Origin of the sequence: Chryseobacterium sp. CBTAP 102 (assembly GCF_003201365.1) — a bacterium.
In the GTDB taxonomy this organism is placed as follows: domain Bacteria; phylum Bacteroidota; class Bacteroidia; order Flavobacteriales; family Weeksellaceae; genus Chryseobacterium; species Chryseobacterium candidae.
Map to the genome: position 1 here is coordinate 45,885 of NZ_QICX01000005.1, position 15,816 is coordinate 61,700.

At 36.4% G+C, this 15,816-nt stretch carries 16 protein-coding genes and 1 pseudogene; 3 read left to right on the forward strand and 14 right to left on the reverse strand.

Annotated elements, in window-relative coordinates; all coding sequences use genetic code 11:
- From C8D70_RS08510 to folK, 4 genes and pseudogenes are all read right to left on the reverse strand, one after another.
- Positions 1–700: pseudogene (locus C8D70_RS08510) on the reverse strand (OmpA family protein); the annotation flags it as partial.
- A gap of 216 nt (positions 701–916) precedes the next feature.
- Positions 917–2,446 (reverse strand): OmpA family protein, encoded by a 1,530-nt coding sequence (locus C8D70_RS08515; protein WP_076595866.1) that lies wholly within the window; start codon positions 2,444–2,446, stop codon positions 917–919.
- Positions 2,447–2,499: 53 nt separating this feature from the next.
- Positions 2,500–3,615, reverse strand: coding sequence for a flagellar motor protein MotB (locus C8D70_RS08520; RefSeq protein WP_076595867.1), 1,116 nt, complete (start codon positions 3,613–3,615; stop codon positions 2,500–2,502).
- Positions 3,616–3,632: 17 nt separating this feature from the next.
- A complete protein-coding gene (folK, locus tag C8D70_RS08525) occupies positions 3,633–4,049 on the reverse strand; it encodes a 2-amino-4-hydroxy-6-hydroxymethyldihydropteridine diphosphokinase (RefSeq protein ID WP_076595868.1) in 417 nt (138 codons plus the stop codon).
- A gap of 20 nt (positions 4,050–4,069) precedes the next feature.
- On the opposite strand from folK, the gene sppA reads away from it, so the two are divergent.
- The gene (gene sppA / locus C8D70_RS08530; RefSeq protein ID WP_110367039.1) at positions 4,070–5,827 is read left to right on the forward strand and encodes a signal peptide peptidase SppA; all 1,758 of its coding nucleotides are present in this window, start codon (positions 4,070–4,072) and stop codon (positions 5,825–5,827) included.
- A gap of 76 nt (positions 5,828–5,903) precedes the next feature.
- Here the strand turns inward: sppA and C8D70_RS08535 are convergent, their stop codons facing one another.
- The 7 genes from C8D70_RS08535 to rpmB form a co-directional block, all read right to left on the reverse strand.
- The gene (locus tag C8D70_RS08535) at positions 5,904–6,164 is read right to left on the reverse strand and encodes a GlsB/YeaQ/YmgE family stress response membrane protein (RefSeq protein WP_034694983.1); all 261 of its coding nucleotides are present in this window, start codon (positions 6,162–6,164) and stop codon (positions 5,904–5,906) included.
- Between the two features lie 70 nt (positions 6,165–6,234).
- Positions 6,235–7,188, reverse strand: coding sequence for a signal recognition particle-docking protein FtsY (gene ftsY, locus C8D70_RS08540; RefSeq protein WP_076595870.1), 954 nt, complete (start codon positions 7,186–7,188; stop codon positions 6,235–6,237).
- A 15-nt stretch (positions 7,189–7,203) separates the two neighbouring features.
- Positions 7,204–7,671, reverse strand: coding sequence for a RidA family protein (locus C8D70_RS08545; RefSeq protein WP_076595871.1), 468 nt, complete (start codon positions 7,669–7,671; stop codon positions 7,204–7,206).
- Positions 7,672–7,828: 157 nt separating this feature from the next.
- Positions 7,829–8,785 carry an MBL fold metallo-hydrolase gene (locus C8D70_RS08550; RefSeq protein WP_110367040.1) on the reverse strand — a complete coding sequence of 319 codons (957 nt, stop codon included), beginning with the start codon at positions 8,783–8,785 and terminating at the stop codon, positions 7,829–7,831.
- 82 nt (positions 8,786–8,867) lie between these two features.
- Positions 8,868–9,020 carry a DUF4295 domain-containing protein gene (locus tag C8D70_RS08555; protein ID WP_073175385.1) on the reverse strand — a complete coding sequence of 51 codons (153 nt, stop codon included), beginning with the start codon at positions 9,018–9,020 and terminating at the stop codon, positions 8,868–8,870.
- A 20-nt stretch (positions 9,021–9,040) separates the two neighbouring features.
- Positions 9,041–9,223, reverse strand: coding sequence for a 50S ribosomal protein L33 (gene rpmG / locus C8D70_RS08560; RefSeq protein WP_027373683.1), 183 nt, complete (start codon positions 9,221–9,223; stop codon positions 9,041–9,043).
- Between the two features lie 6 nt (positions 9,224–9,229).
- On the reverse strand, positions 9,230–9,472 hold the full coding sequence (gene rpmB, locus C8D70_RS08565; RefSeq protein ID WP_002976757.1) for a 50S ribosomal protein L28: 243 nt from the start codon (positions 9,470–9,472) through the stop codon (positions 9,230–9,232).
- 243 nt (positions 9,473–9,715) lie between these two features.
- On the opposite strand from rpmB, the gene C8D70_RS08570 reads away from it, so the two are divergent.
- Positions 9,716–11,425 carry a T9SS type A sorting domain-containing protein gene (locus C8D70_RS08570; RefSeq protein WP_228408008.1) on the forward strand — a complete coding sequence of 570 codons (1,710 nt, stop codon included), beginning with the start codon at positions 9,716–9,718 and terminating at the stop codon, positions 11,423–11,425.
- Positions 11,426–11,589: 164 nt separating this feature from the next.
- On the opposite strand, the gene lnt is transcribed toward C8D70_RS08570, so the two are convergent.
- Positions 11,590–13,224, reverse strand: coding sequence for an apolipoprotein N-acyltransferase (gene lnt / locus C8D70_RS08575; protein ID WP_110367041.1), 1,635 nt, complete (start codon positions 13,222–13,224; stop codon positions 11,590–11,592).
- A gap of 56 nt (positions 13,225–13,280) precedes the next feature.
- On the opposite strand from lnt, the gene C8D70_RS08580 reads away from it, so the two are divergent.
- Positions 13,281–13,694 carry a VanZ family protein gene (locus C8D70_RS08580; RefSeq protein ID WP_076595875.1) on the forward strand — a complete coding sequence of 138 codons (414 nt, stop codon included), beginning with the start codon at positions 13,281–13,283 and terminating at the stop codon, positions 13,692–13,694.
- Here C8D70_RS08580 and proC read toward each other — a convergent pair.
- The gene (gene proC / locus C8D70_RS08585; protein ID WP_076595876.1) at positions 13,684–14,487 is read right to left on the reverse strand and encodes a pyrroline-5-carboxylate reductase; all 804 of its coding nucleotides are present in this window, start codon (positions 14,485–14,487) and stop codon (positions 13,684–13,686) included. The genes C8D70_RS08580 and proC overlap by 11 nt on opposite strands.
- Before the next feature lie 314 nt (positions 14,488–14,801).
- A complete protein-coding gene (gene murB / locus C8D70_RS08590) occupies positions 14,802–15,815 on the reverse strand; it encodes a UDP-N-acetylmuramate dehydrogenase (RefSeq protein ID WP_110367042.1) in 1,014 nt (337 codons plus the stop codon).
- Position 15,816 lies beyond the last annotated feature (1 nt).

Sequence of the window (15,816 nt, forward strand, 5' to 3'; positions counted from 1 at the left end):
CTCCGCCACCGTCAAATTCATCATCACCGGTTACCACATACATTAATCTGCCTTCAATATCAATTCTTCTGTTGACTTTAAATTTAAGACCTGTACCAGCCTGCATGAACATAGAACCTAATTCGAAAGGTTTGATTTCAGTCATTAATGTCTGTCTGTTACTTCCGTCTTTCTGGTATGCTCTGTATGCAATGGTACCAATACCTGCATATCCATGAAGCGCCCATCTGTAAGGAGAGTGGTTATCAACTCTTCTTAATAAGTTTGAAAAGTTAATATCTCCTAAGATAGAGATGGCGTCATACTGAGTTCTTGCTCCTACTGCTGTAGCATCTGGTGCTGCATTTTTAGTATTGAACCATCCTTGTCTGGTTTCACCTCTGTCATATTGTAAATTGATCCCAAAAGCATGGGTAATTGCTTTATCAATACTTACATACGCTGAGTATCCAAAAAGGTTTTTACCGTTACCATTTTTGATCGAGGTTAAATCTGCTGACTGAAGAAGTGGAACACCTACCCCAGCAGAAATAGACCAATCATTAAATCTTTTAGATTGACTGGTGAATGGGGAAACATTAGCAGATCCCGAAGAAAATGTATTAGGATATTCTCCTTTTGAAACTGCCGTTGAGTCTTGTGCATACGTGGCAGAAGGAATTGCCAAAGCTAATGCAACAATTGCTAAACTTAATTTCATAGTGTTATTTTTTTAAGTTAAGTTATTTAAATGATTTTTTTTACGTTAAAAAGTGATTTTGTGTTGGTTTTATTTTCAAAGGACAAACTTGCTGATTTCTAATGTGTTTTATACAGTTGTCCTGAAAATAATGATAAAGGTATGTAAAAAAATTCGTAGTAGAAAAAAAATAAACCGAAAAGAGCAATTCTTTTCGGTTTATGAAGTATTTGAAAATTATTTCTTCTTTTTCTTAGCAGGAACTTTTTTTACTGCTTTTTTTACAGGAGCATCTTCATAGTCTTTCTTTTTAATAGAATCCCATTCTGAACTTTCTATAAATCTTACCGTAACTTTTCTATCTGCCATTCTTTCAGCATCTGAAGCTGATGCAGGAATAGTAGCTTCAGCAGAACCTACTCCTCTTGACTTCAACACATTTTCATTGATGCCTCTGCTTTCCAGAGCACCTACTACAGCGGCGGCTCTTTCTTTAGACAGTCTAAGGTTGTATGCTGCATTTCCTTTGATATCTGTATGTCCTGTTAACAGATAATTACCTCCGTTTTCTTTAATAATTGAAGCAGCCAGATCCAGTTTTTCGTTAGATTCAGGTCTGATTGTAGCTTTATTGAAATTGAAATAAATATCTTTCAGGGTTTTTTCTACCTCTTTAGCAGTTTCGTTATTGTCTTTTTTTGCTACAGGGCATCCGTTATTTTCTACAGGTCCAGGAACGGTTACACACTTATCGTAAAGATCAATGACACCGTCTAAGTCTGTATCAAGAGCAACACCGGCACCGTCCACTCTTGCTCCTGCAGGAGTATCAAGCTGTCTGTCCCAGTCGTCACATACCCCGTCGTTATCAGCATCACCTTTTTTACATACTTCAATATCCTGATTTTTATTAGCCAGTACATCAAGTTTATAATAGATCTCCTGAAGCGGGTCATGCCACATTACATGAGACTCATGCTTCCCTAATTTGAAAGAAAGACCTAAAGTAGCATTGAAGAAGTTGTCTGAAACCTGCTCAGAACGCTTGTTGATAGCACTGTAAGCATCACCGCCACCGTCAAATTCATCATCACCGGTTACCACATACATTAATCTGCCTTCAATATCAATTCTTCTGTTGACTTTAAATTTAAGACCTGTACCAGCCTGGAAGAACATAGAACCTAATTCGAAAGGTTTGATTTCAGTCATTAATGTCTGTCTGTTACTTCCGTCTTTCTGGTATGCTCTGTATGCAATGGTACCGATACCTGCATATCCATGAAGCGCCCATCTGTAAGTAGAGTGGTTATCAACTCTTCTTAATAAGTTTGAAAAGTTAATATCTCCTAAGATAGAGATGGCGTCATACTGAGTTCTTGCTCCTACTGCTGTAGCATCTGGTGCTGCATTTTTAGTATTGAACCATCCTTGTCTAGTTTCGCCTCTGTCATATTGTAAATTGATCCCAAAAGCATGGGTAATCGCTTTATCAATACTTACATATGCTGAATAACCAAAAAGGTTTTTACCATTACCATTTTTGATTGAGGTCAAATCTGCTGACTGAAGAAGTGGAACACCTGCTCCTACAGAAATAGACCAATCATTAAATCTCTTGGATTTGTTGGTAAATGGTGCAACATTGGCAGATCCTGAAGAAAATGTATTAGGGTATTTTCCGTTTGAATCTGCAGTTGAGTCTTGAGCATACGTGGCTGAAGGAATTGCCAAAGCTAATGCTACAATTGCTAAACTTAATTTCATCGTGTATTATTATTTGATTTCTTTTTTTGAAAAAGAATTTTAAGTTTGTTAAATTATTTTACTGGACAACCGTTATTTTCAACAGGTCCGGGAACAGTTACGCATTTATCGTAAAGGTCAATAACACCATCAAGATCCATATCCAAAGCAACACCAGCACCATCTACTCTTGCTCCTGCAGGAGTATCAAGCTGTCTGTCCCAGTCATCGCATACTCCATCATTGTCTGCATCACCTTTTTCGCAAACAACAAGATCGGTACTTGCGTTTTCAAGAACATTTGTTCTGTAATAAGCTTCCTGAAGCGGGTCATGCCATGCCAGGTGAGATTCATGCTTTCCTAGTTTGAAAGATAATCCTAAACTTACTGTCCAGGCGTTATCAGATCTTCTCGAATTTAGCATGTTATATTTTGAACCTGGAGTGGAAGGATCATAATCATTAGGATCTGCCCATCCGCCGCCATCGAATTCATCATCACCACTGATGATGTACATGGTTCTTGCCTCAACGTCAATAAGTTTTGAAACATTGTATTTTATTCCCACACCTCCCTGATAGAAGATAGAGTTGATATCAATGTCCTGCTTGATGAACAAAGGAGTCCTTCTTGGAGTAGTACTCCATCTGAATTCGTCATTATCATGCAGTGAAGTTCTGAATCCCTGAAGTCCAATACCCATATATCCATGGAAAGCCCATCTGTATGGAGAGTGGTTGTCTACTCTTCTGAATAAGTTCGAGAAGTTGATATCTCCTAATAAAGAGATGTTGTCAAACTGTGTTGTAGCAGTAGCTACTCCTGATTTTACACCTGCAGCACCGGGAAGCTGGGCTGTCTGTTTCGTTTCTCCTCTCATATACATAAGGCTTAGCCCGAATGCATGTGTGATTTGTTTGTCCACGCTTACGTAAGCATTGTAACCCCAATTGGTCTTATCCTTGCGGATAGATTTTAAATCGGAATGTACCATAAATGCAGGACCTCCTCCGACAGAAATAGACCAGTCTCTGAAAAGTCTGGATTTATTGTCAAAAGGTTTTACATTAGCGGAACCTGAGGAGAATGTATTAGGATACTCTGTGGAAGAGTTTACTGTAGTGCCGCTGTTCTGTGCGAAAGCTGCAATCGGCAATGACGTAGCCAATAATAATAAACCTAATTTCATACAATATGTTTTATGTTTTAAATAAAATCTTTTAATAATATTCTGGAAAAATCCCTTTCAAAAAGATGTTTTTTATGAGGGATTTCTAATCTTTCTGATTTAAAATTTAACTCATTATACTTAATGATATCAATGTCTATAATCCTGTCTGTATAACCTCCGGATACTTTTGAATCATTAATTCTTCCCATCTCAACTTCTATATTCTTAATACAATCAAGCAGTTGAATTGGTGAAAGATGTGTAAATATTATTGCTGCAATATTACAAAAAATATTGGAACTGACAAACTCTACAGGGGCAGACATTAAATATTCGCTGGTTTGTGAAATGTTGTTTCCAGCTTCATTGATCTTTTTTAATGCAAGCTCTATATTTTTTTTTTGCTCTCCTAAGTTACTTCCCAGTAACAAAACGACCTTATGCTGCGACATATTAGAAAATTGATTGATTTATGAGAAGTTTCTTTAAAAATGTTTTGGCAAATATAGTAGCAATTATCATACTTTGCGCTCTATTTTTCATCTTTTTCATCATGATGCTTGTGTTTAGCGCGATGGGGAATGATAAGTCGGTGGCGGTAAAAAAGAACTCCGTTCTTACGATTAATTTAAAGACCAATATAATCGATAGTCCTACGGAAGAAGAGATGGGATTATTCGGTATAGGCGCCCAAAATAAAAGTATTCTTATATATGATGCATTAGAGGCGATCAACAAAGCAAAAACTGATGATAATATTAAAGGAATCAGTATAGAGGCTGATGATTTATCTGCAGGACTTACTCAGATTGATGATCTTAGAAATGCTATTGAAGATTTCAAGAAAAGTGGAAAATTTGTATATGCTTATGGAAACGGAGTATCACAGTCTGCTTATTATTTGGGATCTGTTGCGGATAAATATTACCTGCATCCGGCGGGAATGGTAGAATTAAAAGGTCTTTCTACAGAGGTTACTTTCTTTAAGGATTTTGCAGATAAATACGGGGTCGGAATTGAAGTCATCCGTCACGGTAAATTCAAATCTGCGGTAGAACCTTTTATAAGAAATGATATTTCTCCTGAAAATAAAGAACAGTTAAGTACGCTCTTGAATGATCTGTGGAAAAACACTTCCAGTAAAATGGCTGCTTCAAGAAAAATTGATACTGCTCAGTTCAGAATGATTACAGACAGCTTATATGGAATGATTCCCGAGCAAAGCTTACAATATAAACTTGCGGATAAACTGATCCAGAAATCAGAATACGAAGATCTTCTTAAGGCGAAGCTCAATGTGAAAGATAAAGAAAAGCTGAACAAGATTTCTTTGACAAGTTATATCAATTCTTATGAGGACGAGGATAAATCCGGTGAAAAGATCGCAGTATTGTATGCTTCGGGATCTATTAATAATGGAGATGAATACAGTGATATTCATTCTGAGAAATATGTGAAGTACATCAAAAAGCTTCAGGAGGATGATAAAGTGAAAGCTGTTGTTTTCAGAATCAACTCTCCGGGAGGAAGTGCTAATGCTTCAGATGAAATCTTATTTGAATTACAGCGGCTGAAAAAGAAAAAACCACTGATCGTTTCTTTTGGAGACTATGCAGCATCAGGTGGATATTATGTAGCCATGGCAGCGGATAAAATTTATTCAGAGCCTAATACACTTACCGGTTCTATCGGAGTATTTGGAGTGATGCCTTACTATAAAGATATTGCTGCTAAAAACGGAATCCGTGCAGATATTGTTTCTACTAATGCCAACTCGATGTATTATTCCGGATTAAACGGTGTAACCCCTTATGGAGTTAATATGATGACAAAAAGTGTAGAGGGTACCTATAAAAGATTTGTACATTTTGTAACTCAGAACAGAAAGAAAACTTTTGAGCAGATTGATAATGTAGGAGGCGGTAGAGTATGGAGCGGAGTTCGTGCAAAAGAAATAGGATTGGTAGACGAATTGGGTACTTTAACAGATGCTGTGAAGTTTGCAGCACAGAAAGCAGGATTAAAATCATACCACGTAGAAGCGTTCCCTAAGAAAATGAGTCCGTTTGAACAAATCTTCAAAGACCTGAACGAAGAGGATGTTTCTGCCAGAATTATTAAAAATAAGATAGGGAAGTCCAACTATGAAATTTTACAGCAAATCACAGACAAAAAACTACAGTCTGAGGTGAAAATGGAAATGCCTTATCAGATTAGAATCAACAACTAACTAAATTTTATATTGTATACAAAAATCCCGGATCTGAAATTTCAGATCCGGGATTTTATTTTTATCAACGTTATTATCAGCTTTTCTTTGTAGCCATTCCGTAAATCCAGAGGATAATTAACGCGCCTCCTATTGAGAGAATCCAGCTTCTCGGATTCCAGAATGAAGTGACATCTCCCCAGTGTAAAACGTAAACTCCTATAGCTCCTCCTACAAATGCTCCCAGAATTCCCAGAATAATAGTGATAAGCCATCCTCCTCCCTGAGTTCCCGGCATAATCATTTTAGCGATAGCACCTGCGATAAGGCCAAATAGAATCCATGTAATAATTCCCATAGTTGCAAATTTTTTTATTGTTAATATTTAAAATGATTGTTTGCTAATATAAGGGAAAACATGATATAAATCATCTTTTCTTGAAGAATGAGTCTACAAATTCCGTACCATTAAAAAGTTGTAAATCCTGCATTTTTTCGCCTACACCAATATATTTCACCGGAATCTGAAACTGATCGGAGATTCCGATAACAACACCTCCTTTGGCTGTTCCGTCCAGCTTTGTTACTGCTAAAGCATTTACTTCCGTTGCCGCTGTAAATTGTTTTGCCTGTTCAAAAGCATTCTGCCCTGTAGAGCCGTCAAGTACCAATAGAATCTCATGGGGTGCATCAGGAATTACTTTCTGCATCACTCTTTTGATCTTGGAAAGCTCGTTCATCAGGTTGATCTTGTTGTGAAGTCTTCCTGCAGTATCGATGATGACAACGTCTGCATTTTGAGCAACCGCACTTTGTACGGTATCAAATGCCACAGAGGCAGGATCTGATCCCATTTCCTGTTTTATAATAGGAACTCCCACTCTTTCGCTCCAGATAACAAGCTGGTCAACGGCAGCAGCTCTAAAGGTATCCGCAGCTCCAAGAACTACTTTTTTACCTTCCGATTTGAACTGGTGAGCCAGTTTTCCGATAGTTGTTGTTTTTCCCACACCATTTACTCCTACTACCATAATGACATATGGCTTTTTGGAGGTATCTATATTTCCCGTACCGGCATGTGGGTTTTCAAGCAATAACCCCGAAATTTCTTCACGGAGAATTTTGTCAAGTTCGTTAACGCCTACATATTTATCTCTGGCAACACGTTCCTCAATTCTTTCAATAATTTTGATCGTGGTAGAGGCACCTACATCGGAAGCAATCAGGACTTCTTCCAGATCATCCAGAACTTCATCATCTACTTTGCTTTTACCGACTACGGCTTTCGTCATTTTTTCAAAGAATCCCTGGCTGGATTTTTCCAATCCTTTATCTAAGGTTTCTTTTTCTTCTTTTTTGAAAATATTTTTAAACCAACTCATAGTTTTAGTTTATTCTTATTTATTTTTAATCACTGCTGTGGCTTCCACTTCTATCAACACATCATCTCTGAAAAGCCTGCTCACTTCTACAAGGCTGCTTACGGGAGGGTTTTGAAGGTTGACATGCAAATCCCTTACTTTTCTGAAATCAGGTGTTTTTTTGATGTCTGTGGTATAAATTACCAGTTTGATAATATCTTTTCCTGTACCTTCATATTCTTCCAGGATGTTTTCAATATTTTTGAAAACCTGCTGCGTCTGCTCTTCAATAGTATTTCCCACAAGATTACCTTCAGAGTTCAGAGGAACCTGTCCTGATAATAAAATCATTTTAGAATTTCCACAGTCAATACTTACTGATTGTGATAATCCTTTAATAGTGAAAACTTTTGGCGAACTTTTATATTCTACAGAATTCATTGTTTTCTGACTGAATGAAAATAGAAAAGTTGCTGTACAGGCCAGAACAAGTATCTTTTTCATACTTTACTGATTAATAATCTGGTGAGCAAAGATAACAAAAAAACTACCCAAAACAGGAGTTGTTTTTTTATATGTAAACAAAGTCTTTATTATTTTTATTTCCTGAAGTTAATTATCAAGAGTTTTATTGCTGTCTCCTCAATGAAACTGATTGTCGCTATAATTCAAACTCATCTGCCATACGTGCAATATTAAATCCTTTTTCCAGTACATCTTTACTTTGTCTGCTCTCCGGATTTAAAATTTTATTGGTATGATTAAAGTGGATAAAGAAAATTCTTTTTTTATATTCCGGTGACAGGTTTTTAAACAGTTCCATACTTTCCACTACCAATGGATGTGGAATATCTTCAATATTTCTGTATCCTATTTCTTCCGAGTCATAGAATGTACCGTCCAGAAATGCATAATCTACTGTTTTTATCAGCTCTGCAATATTGTATTTCCATTTATTCCATTTGTCTATATCCGGAATAAATAATGCTTTTTTATGAGGGCCTTTAATGATGAAACCAACGGTTTCCGAATATTCATCACGATGGGGAACCTGTATAGGAGTAACTTCTAAATGAGAGTTCATCTTTATCGGTGTTTCATTCTGCATTTCATAAGGAATAATATTCTGCAAACGGATCAGCTGAGACCATGGCCCATTGTTTTCGAAAAACTTTTTAAGCCGCGGCATGGTGTACACAGGAATATCCCTGGAGTTCATCCCCTCTTTTCCTAAAAACATAAGACCTGTATAATGTCCGATATGAGCATGGGTGATAAAGATACCATCAGGTACCTTCTTTCTCGGTTCTGATGAATGCTCCATCAGTAATTCTACCTGTCTGGTAAAATCCGGGCTGGCATCGAAGATGTAGTTTTTCTGCAGTATTTCATCAATGACTCCCAGAGAAGTTACTTTTCTGTTTTCCTGAGGGTGTTTCCAGAGGTCCATACAACATTCTTTATGACATCCGATCTGAGGGGAGCCGGCATCCTGTATATTTCCTAAAATAATAATTTTTACATTCTCCTGAGAACTGATTTTCTTTTGAGTAGTTTGAGAATGGTAGGGAGAACCCGTAAACAGTATCGTGGAAAATAAAATAAAGAATTGTCTCATAATGTGTTTTTATGAAATGAGTATAACAAAAAAAACTACTCAAAAATATGAGTAGTTTTTTATATTGTAAACAAAGTACTGATTATTTTTTTAAATAACCATCTACTTCATCAGCATTCATTACTTTTTCTTCGAAAACGTAAGCTCCTGATTTAGAAGACTTAATCATTTTCACCACTTTAGTCATCTTTTTAGACTGACCGCTTTGTAGGGTTGCTACTACTTTCTTTGCCATGGTAAGTTATTATTTATAAATTACTTAATTTCTTTGTGAAGGGTAGATCTCTTAAGAACAGGATTGTATTTTTTCAATTCCAATCTTTCTGTAGTGTTCTTTTTATTTTTTGTAGAAATGTATCTAGACATTCCTGGCATACCACTTTCTTTGTGCTCTGTACATTCAAGGATTACTTGAACTCTATTTCCTTTTTTTGCCATGATTTATTAATTCTTTTTAATCAATCCGTTTCTAGTAGCTCTTTCAATAGCTTCCTCGATTCCAATCTTGTTAATCACTCTCAATCCATGAGCTGATACTTTCAGTGTAACGTGCTTATCTTGCTCCGGAAGGTAAAACTTCTTCTCTAATAAGTTAATTTCAAAACGACGCTTCGTTTTGTTATTAGCGTGAGAAACGTTGTTACCAACCATTGCACGCTTTCCTGTTATTTGGCAAATTCTTGACATATCTCGATGTTCTTATTTGTATAATATTTGAGAGTGCAAAATAACAAAGAATTTTTTAGATAGGCAAATCTTTTGGAAAATATTTGCAAATAAGTGGCTGATTAATAATATTGAATTTTTAAAATAGTAGAATCCTTGGGATACAGCAGATAATCAGTGCTGATATATTTCATACGGGCTTTTTTTTACACAGAGAATTTAATATTCTATCTTTGTTTTTAATTAATCTAAATAAAAATAAATATGAAAAAGATTTATATTTTATGCTCTATGTTACCAGTCGGCATCATGGCTCAGAACTTTACCGAGATGCAGACAAGCATGAATAACTTTTATTATTCTGCAGCTGATATTGCGGATATAGACAATAACGGTACACCGGATATCGTGCTCAACGGAGCAATAGATTCTGATGGGGACGGAAATGTAGACAGTACTTATAATGAAGTATATCAGAATAATGGGACAACCTTATTGCCGTTTGTAGGATTGGGAGCAGATGTAACCCATCTTGGAGATATTAAATTCATTGATTATAATAATGATGGGTTAATGGATATTATTTCTACAGGACTCAGCTATATGGATGTTGTTAATTATAAACAATACCGGTTCAAAAATACCGGGACAGGATTTGTAAAAGAAGCAGAATTACCAGGTAAAATTTACGGATCCCTTGAAGTTTTTGATTTTAACCACGATGGAAAAACTGATTATGCCATTAATGGAACTCAATACGCTCATGGAGGAGGTTTTGGAAATAGACTGGATTATTACAAAAACACGGGTGCAGGTTTTGATCTTACAGAAAATTGGGTAGACGGAACTCAGAGTGGAAGTTTTAAAGTAGTAGACCTTAATAATGATAATCTTCTTGATCTTGTGATTATTGGGTCAGATATCAATGGAGATGCGGTATCCAAAGTATATATGAACCAGTCTGGAGTTCTTGTTCCTACACAGGATCTTGCGCCTGTAGCGGTGGGGAAGATAGATTTTGCAGACTTTAATGCTGATGGTTTTCAGGATATCGTGGTGATTGGAAGAGATGGCAATGATGATGTCTATTCTGCTGTTTTAATAAATGATGGTAACGGAGCATTAACTCCACAGATAATTCCCGTAGGTGATATTTCAGATGTTGCACTAAGTGTAGGAGATTTAAATAATGACGGCTATTACGATTTTATCATTTCAGGAAATGAGAATTACACAGCTGTTGTGAAAACCTATATCTATGATGTTTCCAATCATATATTTAATGAAGGAACTATAACGGGGATTACTAAACTCGGAGGTCCTGGATTGGTGCAGCTTTTTGATTGTAATAATGATCATCATCCGGACATCTTATTGGGTGGGTTCGACTGGTCTGCTTCAGATTTTCCTTCACTGACTAAAATATTTAGAAATAATTCTACAGAGTCAAACGCAAAACCTGCAGCACCAACGCAGCTGAATCTGACTAAAAACGGAAACCGTTTCAATTTTACATGGAGTGGTGCTTCTGATGATAAAACTCCGGTGAATGCATTGCGTTATGAAATTACCGTAGGAACCGCACAGGGCGCTCAAGATATTGCTAAATATGTAGTAACAACACCATCTTGGTTCCTTGAGCTTGATCCGTCCATTCAGAATGTGTACTGGAGTGTGAAATCTATTGACGCTTCAAAAGTATATTCTGACGCTTCTACACAAGGTGTACTGGGAACAGCTGAAATCAAATCTGAAAAACAACTTGTTATCTATCCAAATCCTACTTCAGATAAAGTGTATATAAAAGGAGAAAAAGTTTCAGAAGCCGAAATGTATTCAATGGATGGAAGAAAACTTAATATCAGTGTCAATGGAGATCAGTCTATTGATGTTTCTCATCTGCCTAAAGGGGTGTATTTATTACAACTGAAGATAAAAAACGAAATAACCACCAGAAAACTTACGATTAAATAATTGAATCAATTCAATCTTCTATCAATGAGAAAAGCCAGACGTCCAGCTGGCTTTTCTCTTTTTTATGGAACAAAAATCTGCGTGATCTGCAGAGTTTGCAAGTGTGCTATTTTCTCGCTGATTGTGTTATTTGTATAAAGATTCCTGTAATTTGTGCTTAAAAACTAAGCTTTCTTTGTTTTCTTTTTGAACCATTCAATCAGATAGTAGAACAATAAAAATCCCAGTGCAAATATGGAAAACCTTGAAAGAAGGTCACCTGCTCTGGTGTAAAACGTCATAGTGTCATACAGATTTACTTTCGCAAATAAAGCGGTTTGGTCACCATAGAAAGTGTCAGCGGTTATCTCACCTTTAGCATTGATATGTGCAGAAATTCCACTGTTGGCCGCACGGGCAATTTCTCTTCTGGTTTCAATAGCTCTCAGTTTAGCATAAGATAAAAGCTGTTTGTGCCCTTCTGTAACGCCCCACCAGGAGTCATTGGTCATGATACCTAAGAAATTAGCTCCTTTTTTTACATAGTCTGTTACAAATTCACCATAAATACTTTCATAACAAATGATAGGGGCTAGCTTTCCTCTGTTGTAAGGGTTTGAGAAAGCAACTCTTTCTTTATCTGTTCCCAAAGAAGCTACAGTTCCTCCCAAGTTAAGCATGGCATCTCCCAGCAATGGTTTTAAAACATTCATATAAGGAAATATTTCAACACCAGGGACTAATTTTCCTTTGTGATAAGCCTGAACTTTTTGATTAGGAACCAATTGAATGGCAGTATTATAACTGCTTACCCAAACTCCGCTGTTGATCTGATATGCTTCTTTAGGCAAGTCTGCAGGATTATAAAAAAAACGGTGTGAAGAAATTCCTGTGGCAAAAACAGATCCTGGGTGACTGGATAAAAATCCTTTAATATTGTTGAGAAGTAAACTCTTTTCAAAAGCAGTTTCGGAAATAGATCCTCTTCCCGGAAGAGCTGTTTCCGGTGCTATATAATAATCAATCTTACCTGTTGAGTTTTTTTCAGCAAGTGCTAATAAATCCTGTTCTATGGTCAGACTGTCTTTCGAATATTTTTCAGCATAAGGGTCAAGATCAGGCTGCAGCATCAAAACATTGACCTGTCCTATGGGTTTTTCATCAAAATTGTTGTATTTGATGACTGAAATAATCATTGGCAGAACAATTAAAGCCACAACAATAGCTGAATTTTTGATGAGATCTTTTCGTTTTCTTCCTGCCTCCCATGTTCTTACGGTGTAAAAAATAAGAACATTAATAACAAGAATCCAGAAACTTCCTCCGGTTGCTCCTAAAGTATCATACCATTGGATCAGTTTTGGGTAATCTGAAAATACATTCCCAAGGTTTAGCCAAGGCCACGTCAATTCCCATCCCAAATGAAATTTTTCGAAACTCATCCAGATGGCGATCAAGAATCCTAATCCCCAATAGGTTCCCTGTGCATTTTTGTACCAGTGATAACATTGGAATACCAGTGAATATAAAAGAGAATTGACCAGTACCGGGAATACAACAGCCATCAGAGAATGGCTTCCGTCAGGGTTTTTTGAGCCATAAAGCCATCCTGTAGTAACTACGTTCCAGATCACAAAACATAGATAAGATAATCCGAAGACCATCCAGCTTTTCCTTTTATAATCTGAGAATTTTGAAATTCCATGCTCCATCATGAGAAGAGGAACAAGAGCGAAAAATATAAAAAACGGAACCCCATAAGTTGGCCATGAAACCGACAGCAGCATTGCTGAAATAAGTGTAAGCAGAACGTATTTCATTAAATTATTTTAATACACAAATTTAATGTTTTTGAAATGAATATATTAGCAGTTCCATGTTAAAGAAAATTTATAAAATCATTATTGTTCCGTATACTCTGTTTTTGCTCTATTTGATGTTTTTAGGAATGGGCAGATTTCAATATGAGGAAAATCTCATTACGGTAGAACCTTTTTTCTCTACCATAAAATTTATTCAGGGGCCTAATAAGACTATAGATATTGTGAGTATTGTTTTAGGGAATATCATAATGTTTATTCCTTTTGGATTTTTGGGCTGGATTATTCCCGAACTGAAACAGCTGAAACCTCTGATGTTTGGCTTTATCTCATGTATTGTTATTGTGGAAGCACTTCAGTATTTTACAAGAATGGGAATATTTGAGGTAGACGATATCATCCTGAATACTTTTGGAGTGTATCTTGGGTGGGAGTTTTGCAGAATGATTGAAAAAAGATTTAATTATTAAGTTCCCTGGCGCGTTTTTCGGCGTTCAGAATTCCCTGTTTCAGAATTTCTTTAAAACTGTTTTCTTCAAATGTTTTTAAGGCAGCTTCGGTAGTTCCGCCTTTGGATGCAACATCTTTAATCAGCTCTTCAAGATTCTTTTCTGAATTATTGATCAGATGATAAGCTCCCAGCATCGTCTGTTTTACAAAAAGTTTGGAAAGATTTTCTTCAATTCCCATTTCAATCCCTGCTTTAATCATTGCATCGATAATATAATAGAAATAAGCAGGTCCGCTTCCTGAAAGAGCGGTAACACCATCCAGCAGTTCTTCGTTTTCCAGATAAACAGATCTTCCGGTGCTGTTCAATAACCTTTCAATATTGATTAACTGGCTGAAAGAAATGCCATTGGCTGCAGTATAGCCAGTGATTCCCATTCCCAGAAGGGTAGGAGAGTTGGGCATTGCTCTTACAACAAGCGGATGATTCAGTAATCTTTGGATTTTTTCAATATTGATTCCTGCCATGATGGATAAAACCATCTGGTTTTCTTTGAACGTAAATTGAATATTTTGAGCCACATTTTGAAAATCCTGAGGCTTTACAGAGATGATAATCAGATCAGCATCGATGTCTTTTACTTCTTCAAAAGTGGAAATTTTAGATTTGGGAAATTCTTCAGCTATTTTGGAGAATTTTTCCTGACTTCTGATAATAAGGTGAAGATGTTCCGGTTTGATCAGTTCGTATTTTAAAAATGATTTTGAGAAAGAAAGGCCCATATTTCCGGCTCCAAGAATAGCTATTTTCATCGCGAATTGTAATTTTTAAGCTAAAATAATGATTTTCCGGAGACTAGATGTGAATTGATTCTGAATTAATTTTTGTTGGGTACGTGAAAAGGCGCATTGATTTTGAATAATAGATCACTTTTAAGGGTAAGAAAATCGGAGGTTTTCAACAAAATTTGGATAAAAGTCATTTTTCCAAACATCTGTGTCATCTGCAAAATCTGTGAGAAATTATATTATAAAAAAATATAAAATCCTTGCGTCTTTAAGTTAATCCAAAAAATGCTATAAAAAAAGACTGCATTCATACGAATCAGCCTTTATCTATTTTTAGATTAAATAATATTTACTTCCCGTTCAAGCTCTATTCCGAACTTATCTTTCACAGAATTGATGATCTCTGTAGAAAAATCAAAAATTTCTTTCCCTGTAGCATTTCCTGTAGCATTGATGATGACCAGAGACTGTAGTTTGTGTGAAGCTACATTCCCGATCTGCTTTCCTTTCCATCCACATTGCTCAATCAGCCATCCGGCAGGAACTTTTACCATCTCTCCATTCGGGTAGCCCTGAATATTTTCAAACTGTTGTTTTAATGCTTCAAACTGAGCCAAAGGAATAGTAGGGTTCTTGAAAAAACTTCCGGCATTTCCGATTTCTTTAGGATTTGGTAATTTGCTTTGTCGGATATTGATCACTGCTCTGGAAACATCCTGAATGGTAGGGTTTTCAATGCCAAGATTTTCCAGTTCAGATTGGATAGCTCCATATTCTGTCTTGATGGAGTGATTTTTTTGAGTCAGTTTAAAAGTAACTTCCAGAATAACATATCTTCCTCTTCCTTCCTGTTTGAAAATAGAGTCCCTGTACCCGAATCTGCATTGTTCAAGATTAAACGTTCTCAGTTCAAAACTTTCTAAATCCAAAACCTCACAGCTTACAAAAATGTCTTTAATTTCGGTTCCGTAAGCCCCGATATTCTGCATCGGAGAAGTGCCTACATTTCCGGGAATTAAGGAAAGATTTTCAAGACCGCCATAATTTTTTTGCAGGCAGTACATTACAAATTCATGCCAGTTTTCACCTGCTTTTGCGGTTACCCGCACTTCATTTTCATGGATGCTCTCTTCAGAAATTCCTCTTAAATTAAGTCTGATGGCAAGGCCGTCAAAATCTTTGGTAAGAAGAATGTTACTTCCTCCTCCTAAAAAAAGAAGCTGAAGAGACTGCGTTTCCGCGAAAGTGAGTGCTTCTTTTAACTCATCAATGGTATTGACTTCAGTGAAAAATCGGGACCTGGCTTCAACACCGAATGTGTTATAAGGCTTTAATGAAAAATTTTCTTGCATG

Coding starts and splice junctions, on each gene's coding strand:
- C8D70_RS08545 (WP_076595871.1), bottom strand. CDS start 7,671: ATGAAAAAGATACTTGTTCTGGCCTGTACAGCAACTTTTCTATTTTCA.
- C8D70_RS08535 (WP_034694983.1), bottom strand. CDS start 6,164: ATGGGAATTATTACATGGATTCTATTTGGCCTTATCGCAGGTGCTATC.
- C8D70_RS08580 (WP_076595875.1), top strand. CDS start 13,281: ATGTTAAAGAAAATTTATAAAATCATTATTGTTCCGTATACTCTGTTT.
- sppA (WP_110367039.1), top strand. CDS start 4,070: ATGAGAAGTTTCTTTAAAAATGTTTTGGCAAATATAGTAGCAATTATC.
- proC (WP_076595876.1), bottom strand. CDS start 14,487: ATGAAAATAGCTATTCTTGGAGCCGGAAATATGGGCCTTTCTTTCTCA.
- rpmG (WP_027373683.1), bottom strand. CDS start 9,223: ATGGCAAAAAAAGGAAATAGAGTTCAAGTAATCCTTGAATGTACAGAG.
- lnt (WP_110367041.1), bottom strand. CDS start 13,224: ATGAAATACGTTCTGCTTACACTTATTTCAGCAATGCTGCTGTCGGTT.
- C8D70_RS08515 (WP_076595866.1), bottom strand. CDS start 2,446: ATGAAATTAAGTTTAGCAATTGTAGCATTAGCTTTGGCAATTCCTTCA.
- ftsY (WP_076595870.1), bottom strand. CDS start 7,188: ATGAGTTGGTTTAAAAATATTTTCAAAAAAGAAGAAAAAGAAACCTTA.
- C8D70_RS08555 (WP_073175385.1), bottom strand. CDS start 9,020: ATGGCAAAGAAAGTAGTAGCAACCCTACAAAGCGGTCAGTCTAAAAAG.
- murB (WP_110367042.1), bottom strand. CDS start 15,815: ATGCAAGAAAATTTTTCATTAAAGCCTTATAACACATTCGGTGTTGAA.
- C8D70_RS08570 (WP_228408008.1), top strand. CDS start 9,716: ATGAAAAAGATTTATATTTTATGCTCTATGTTACCAGTCGGCATCATG.
- C8D70_RS08550 (WP_110367040.1), bottom strand. CDS start 8,785: ATGAGACAATTCTTTATTTTATTTTCCACGATACTGTTTACGGGTTCT.
- rpmB (WP_002976757.1), bottom strand. CDS start 9,472: ATGTCAAGAATTTGCCAAATAACAGGAAAGCGTGCAATGGTTGGTAAC.
- C8D70_RS08520 (WP_076595867.1), bottom strand. CDS start 3,615: ATGAAATTAGGTTTATTATTATTGGCTACGTCATTGCCGATTGCAGCT.
- folK (WP_076595868.1), bottom strand. CDS start 4,049: ATGTCGCAGCATAAGGTCGTTTTGTTACTGGGAAGTAACTTAGGAGAG.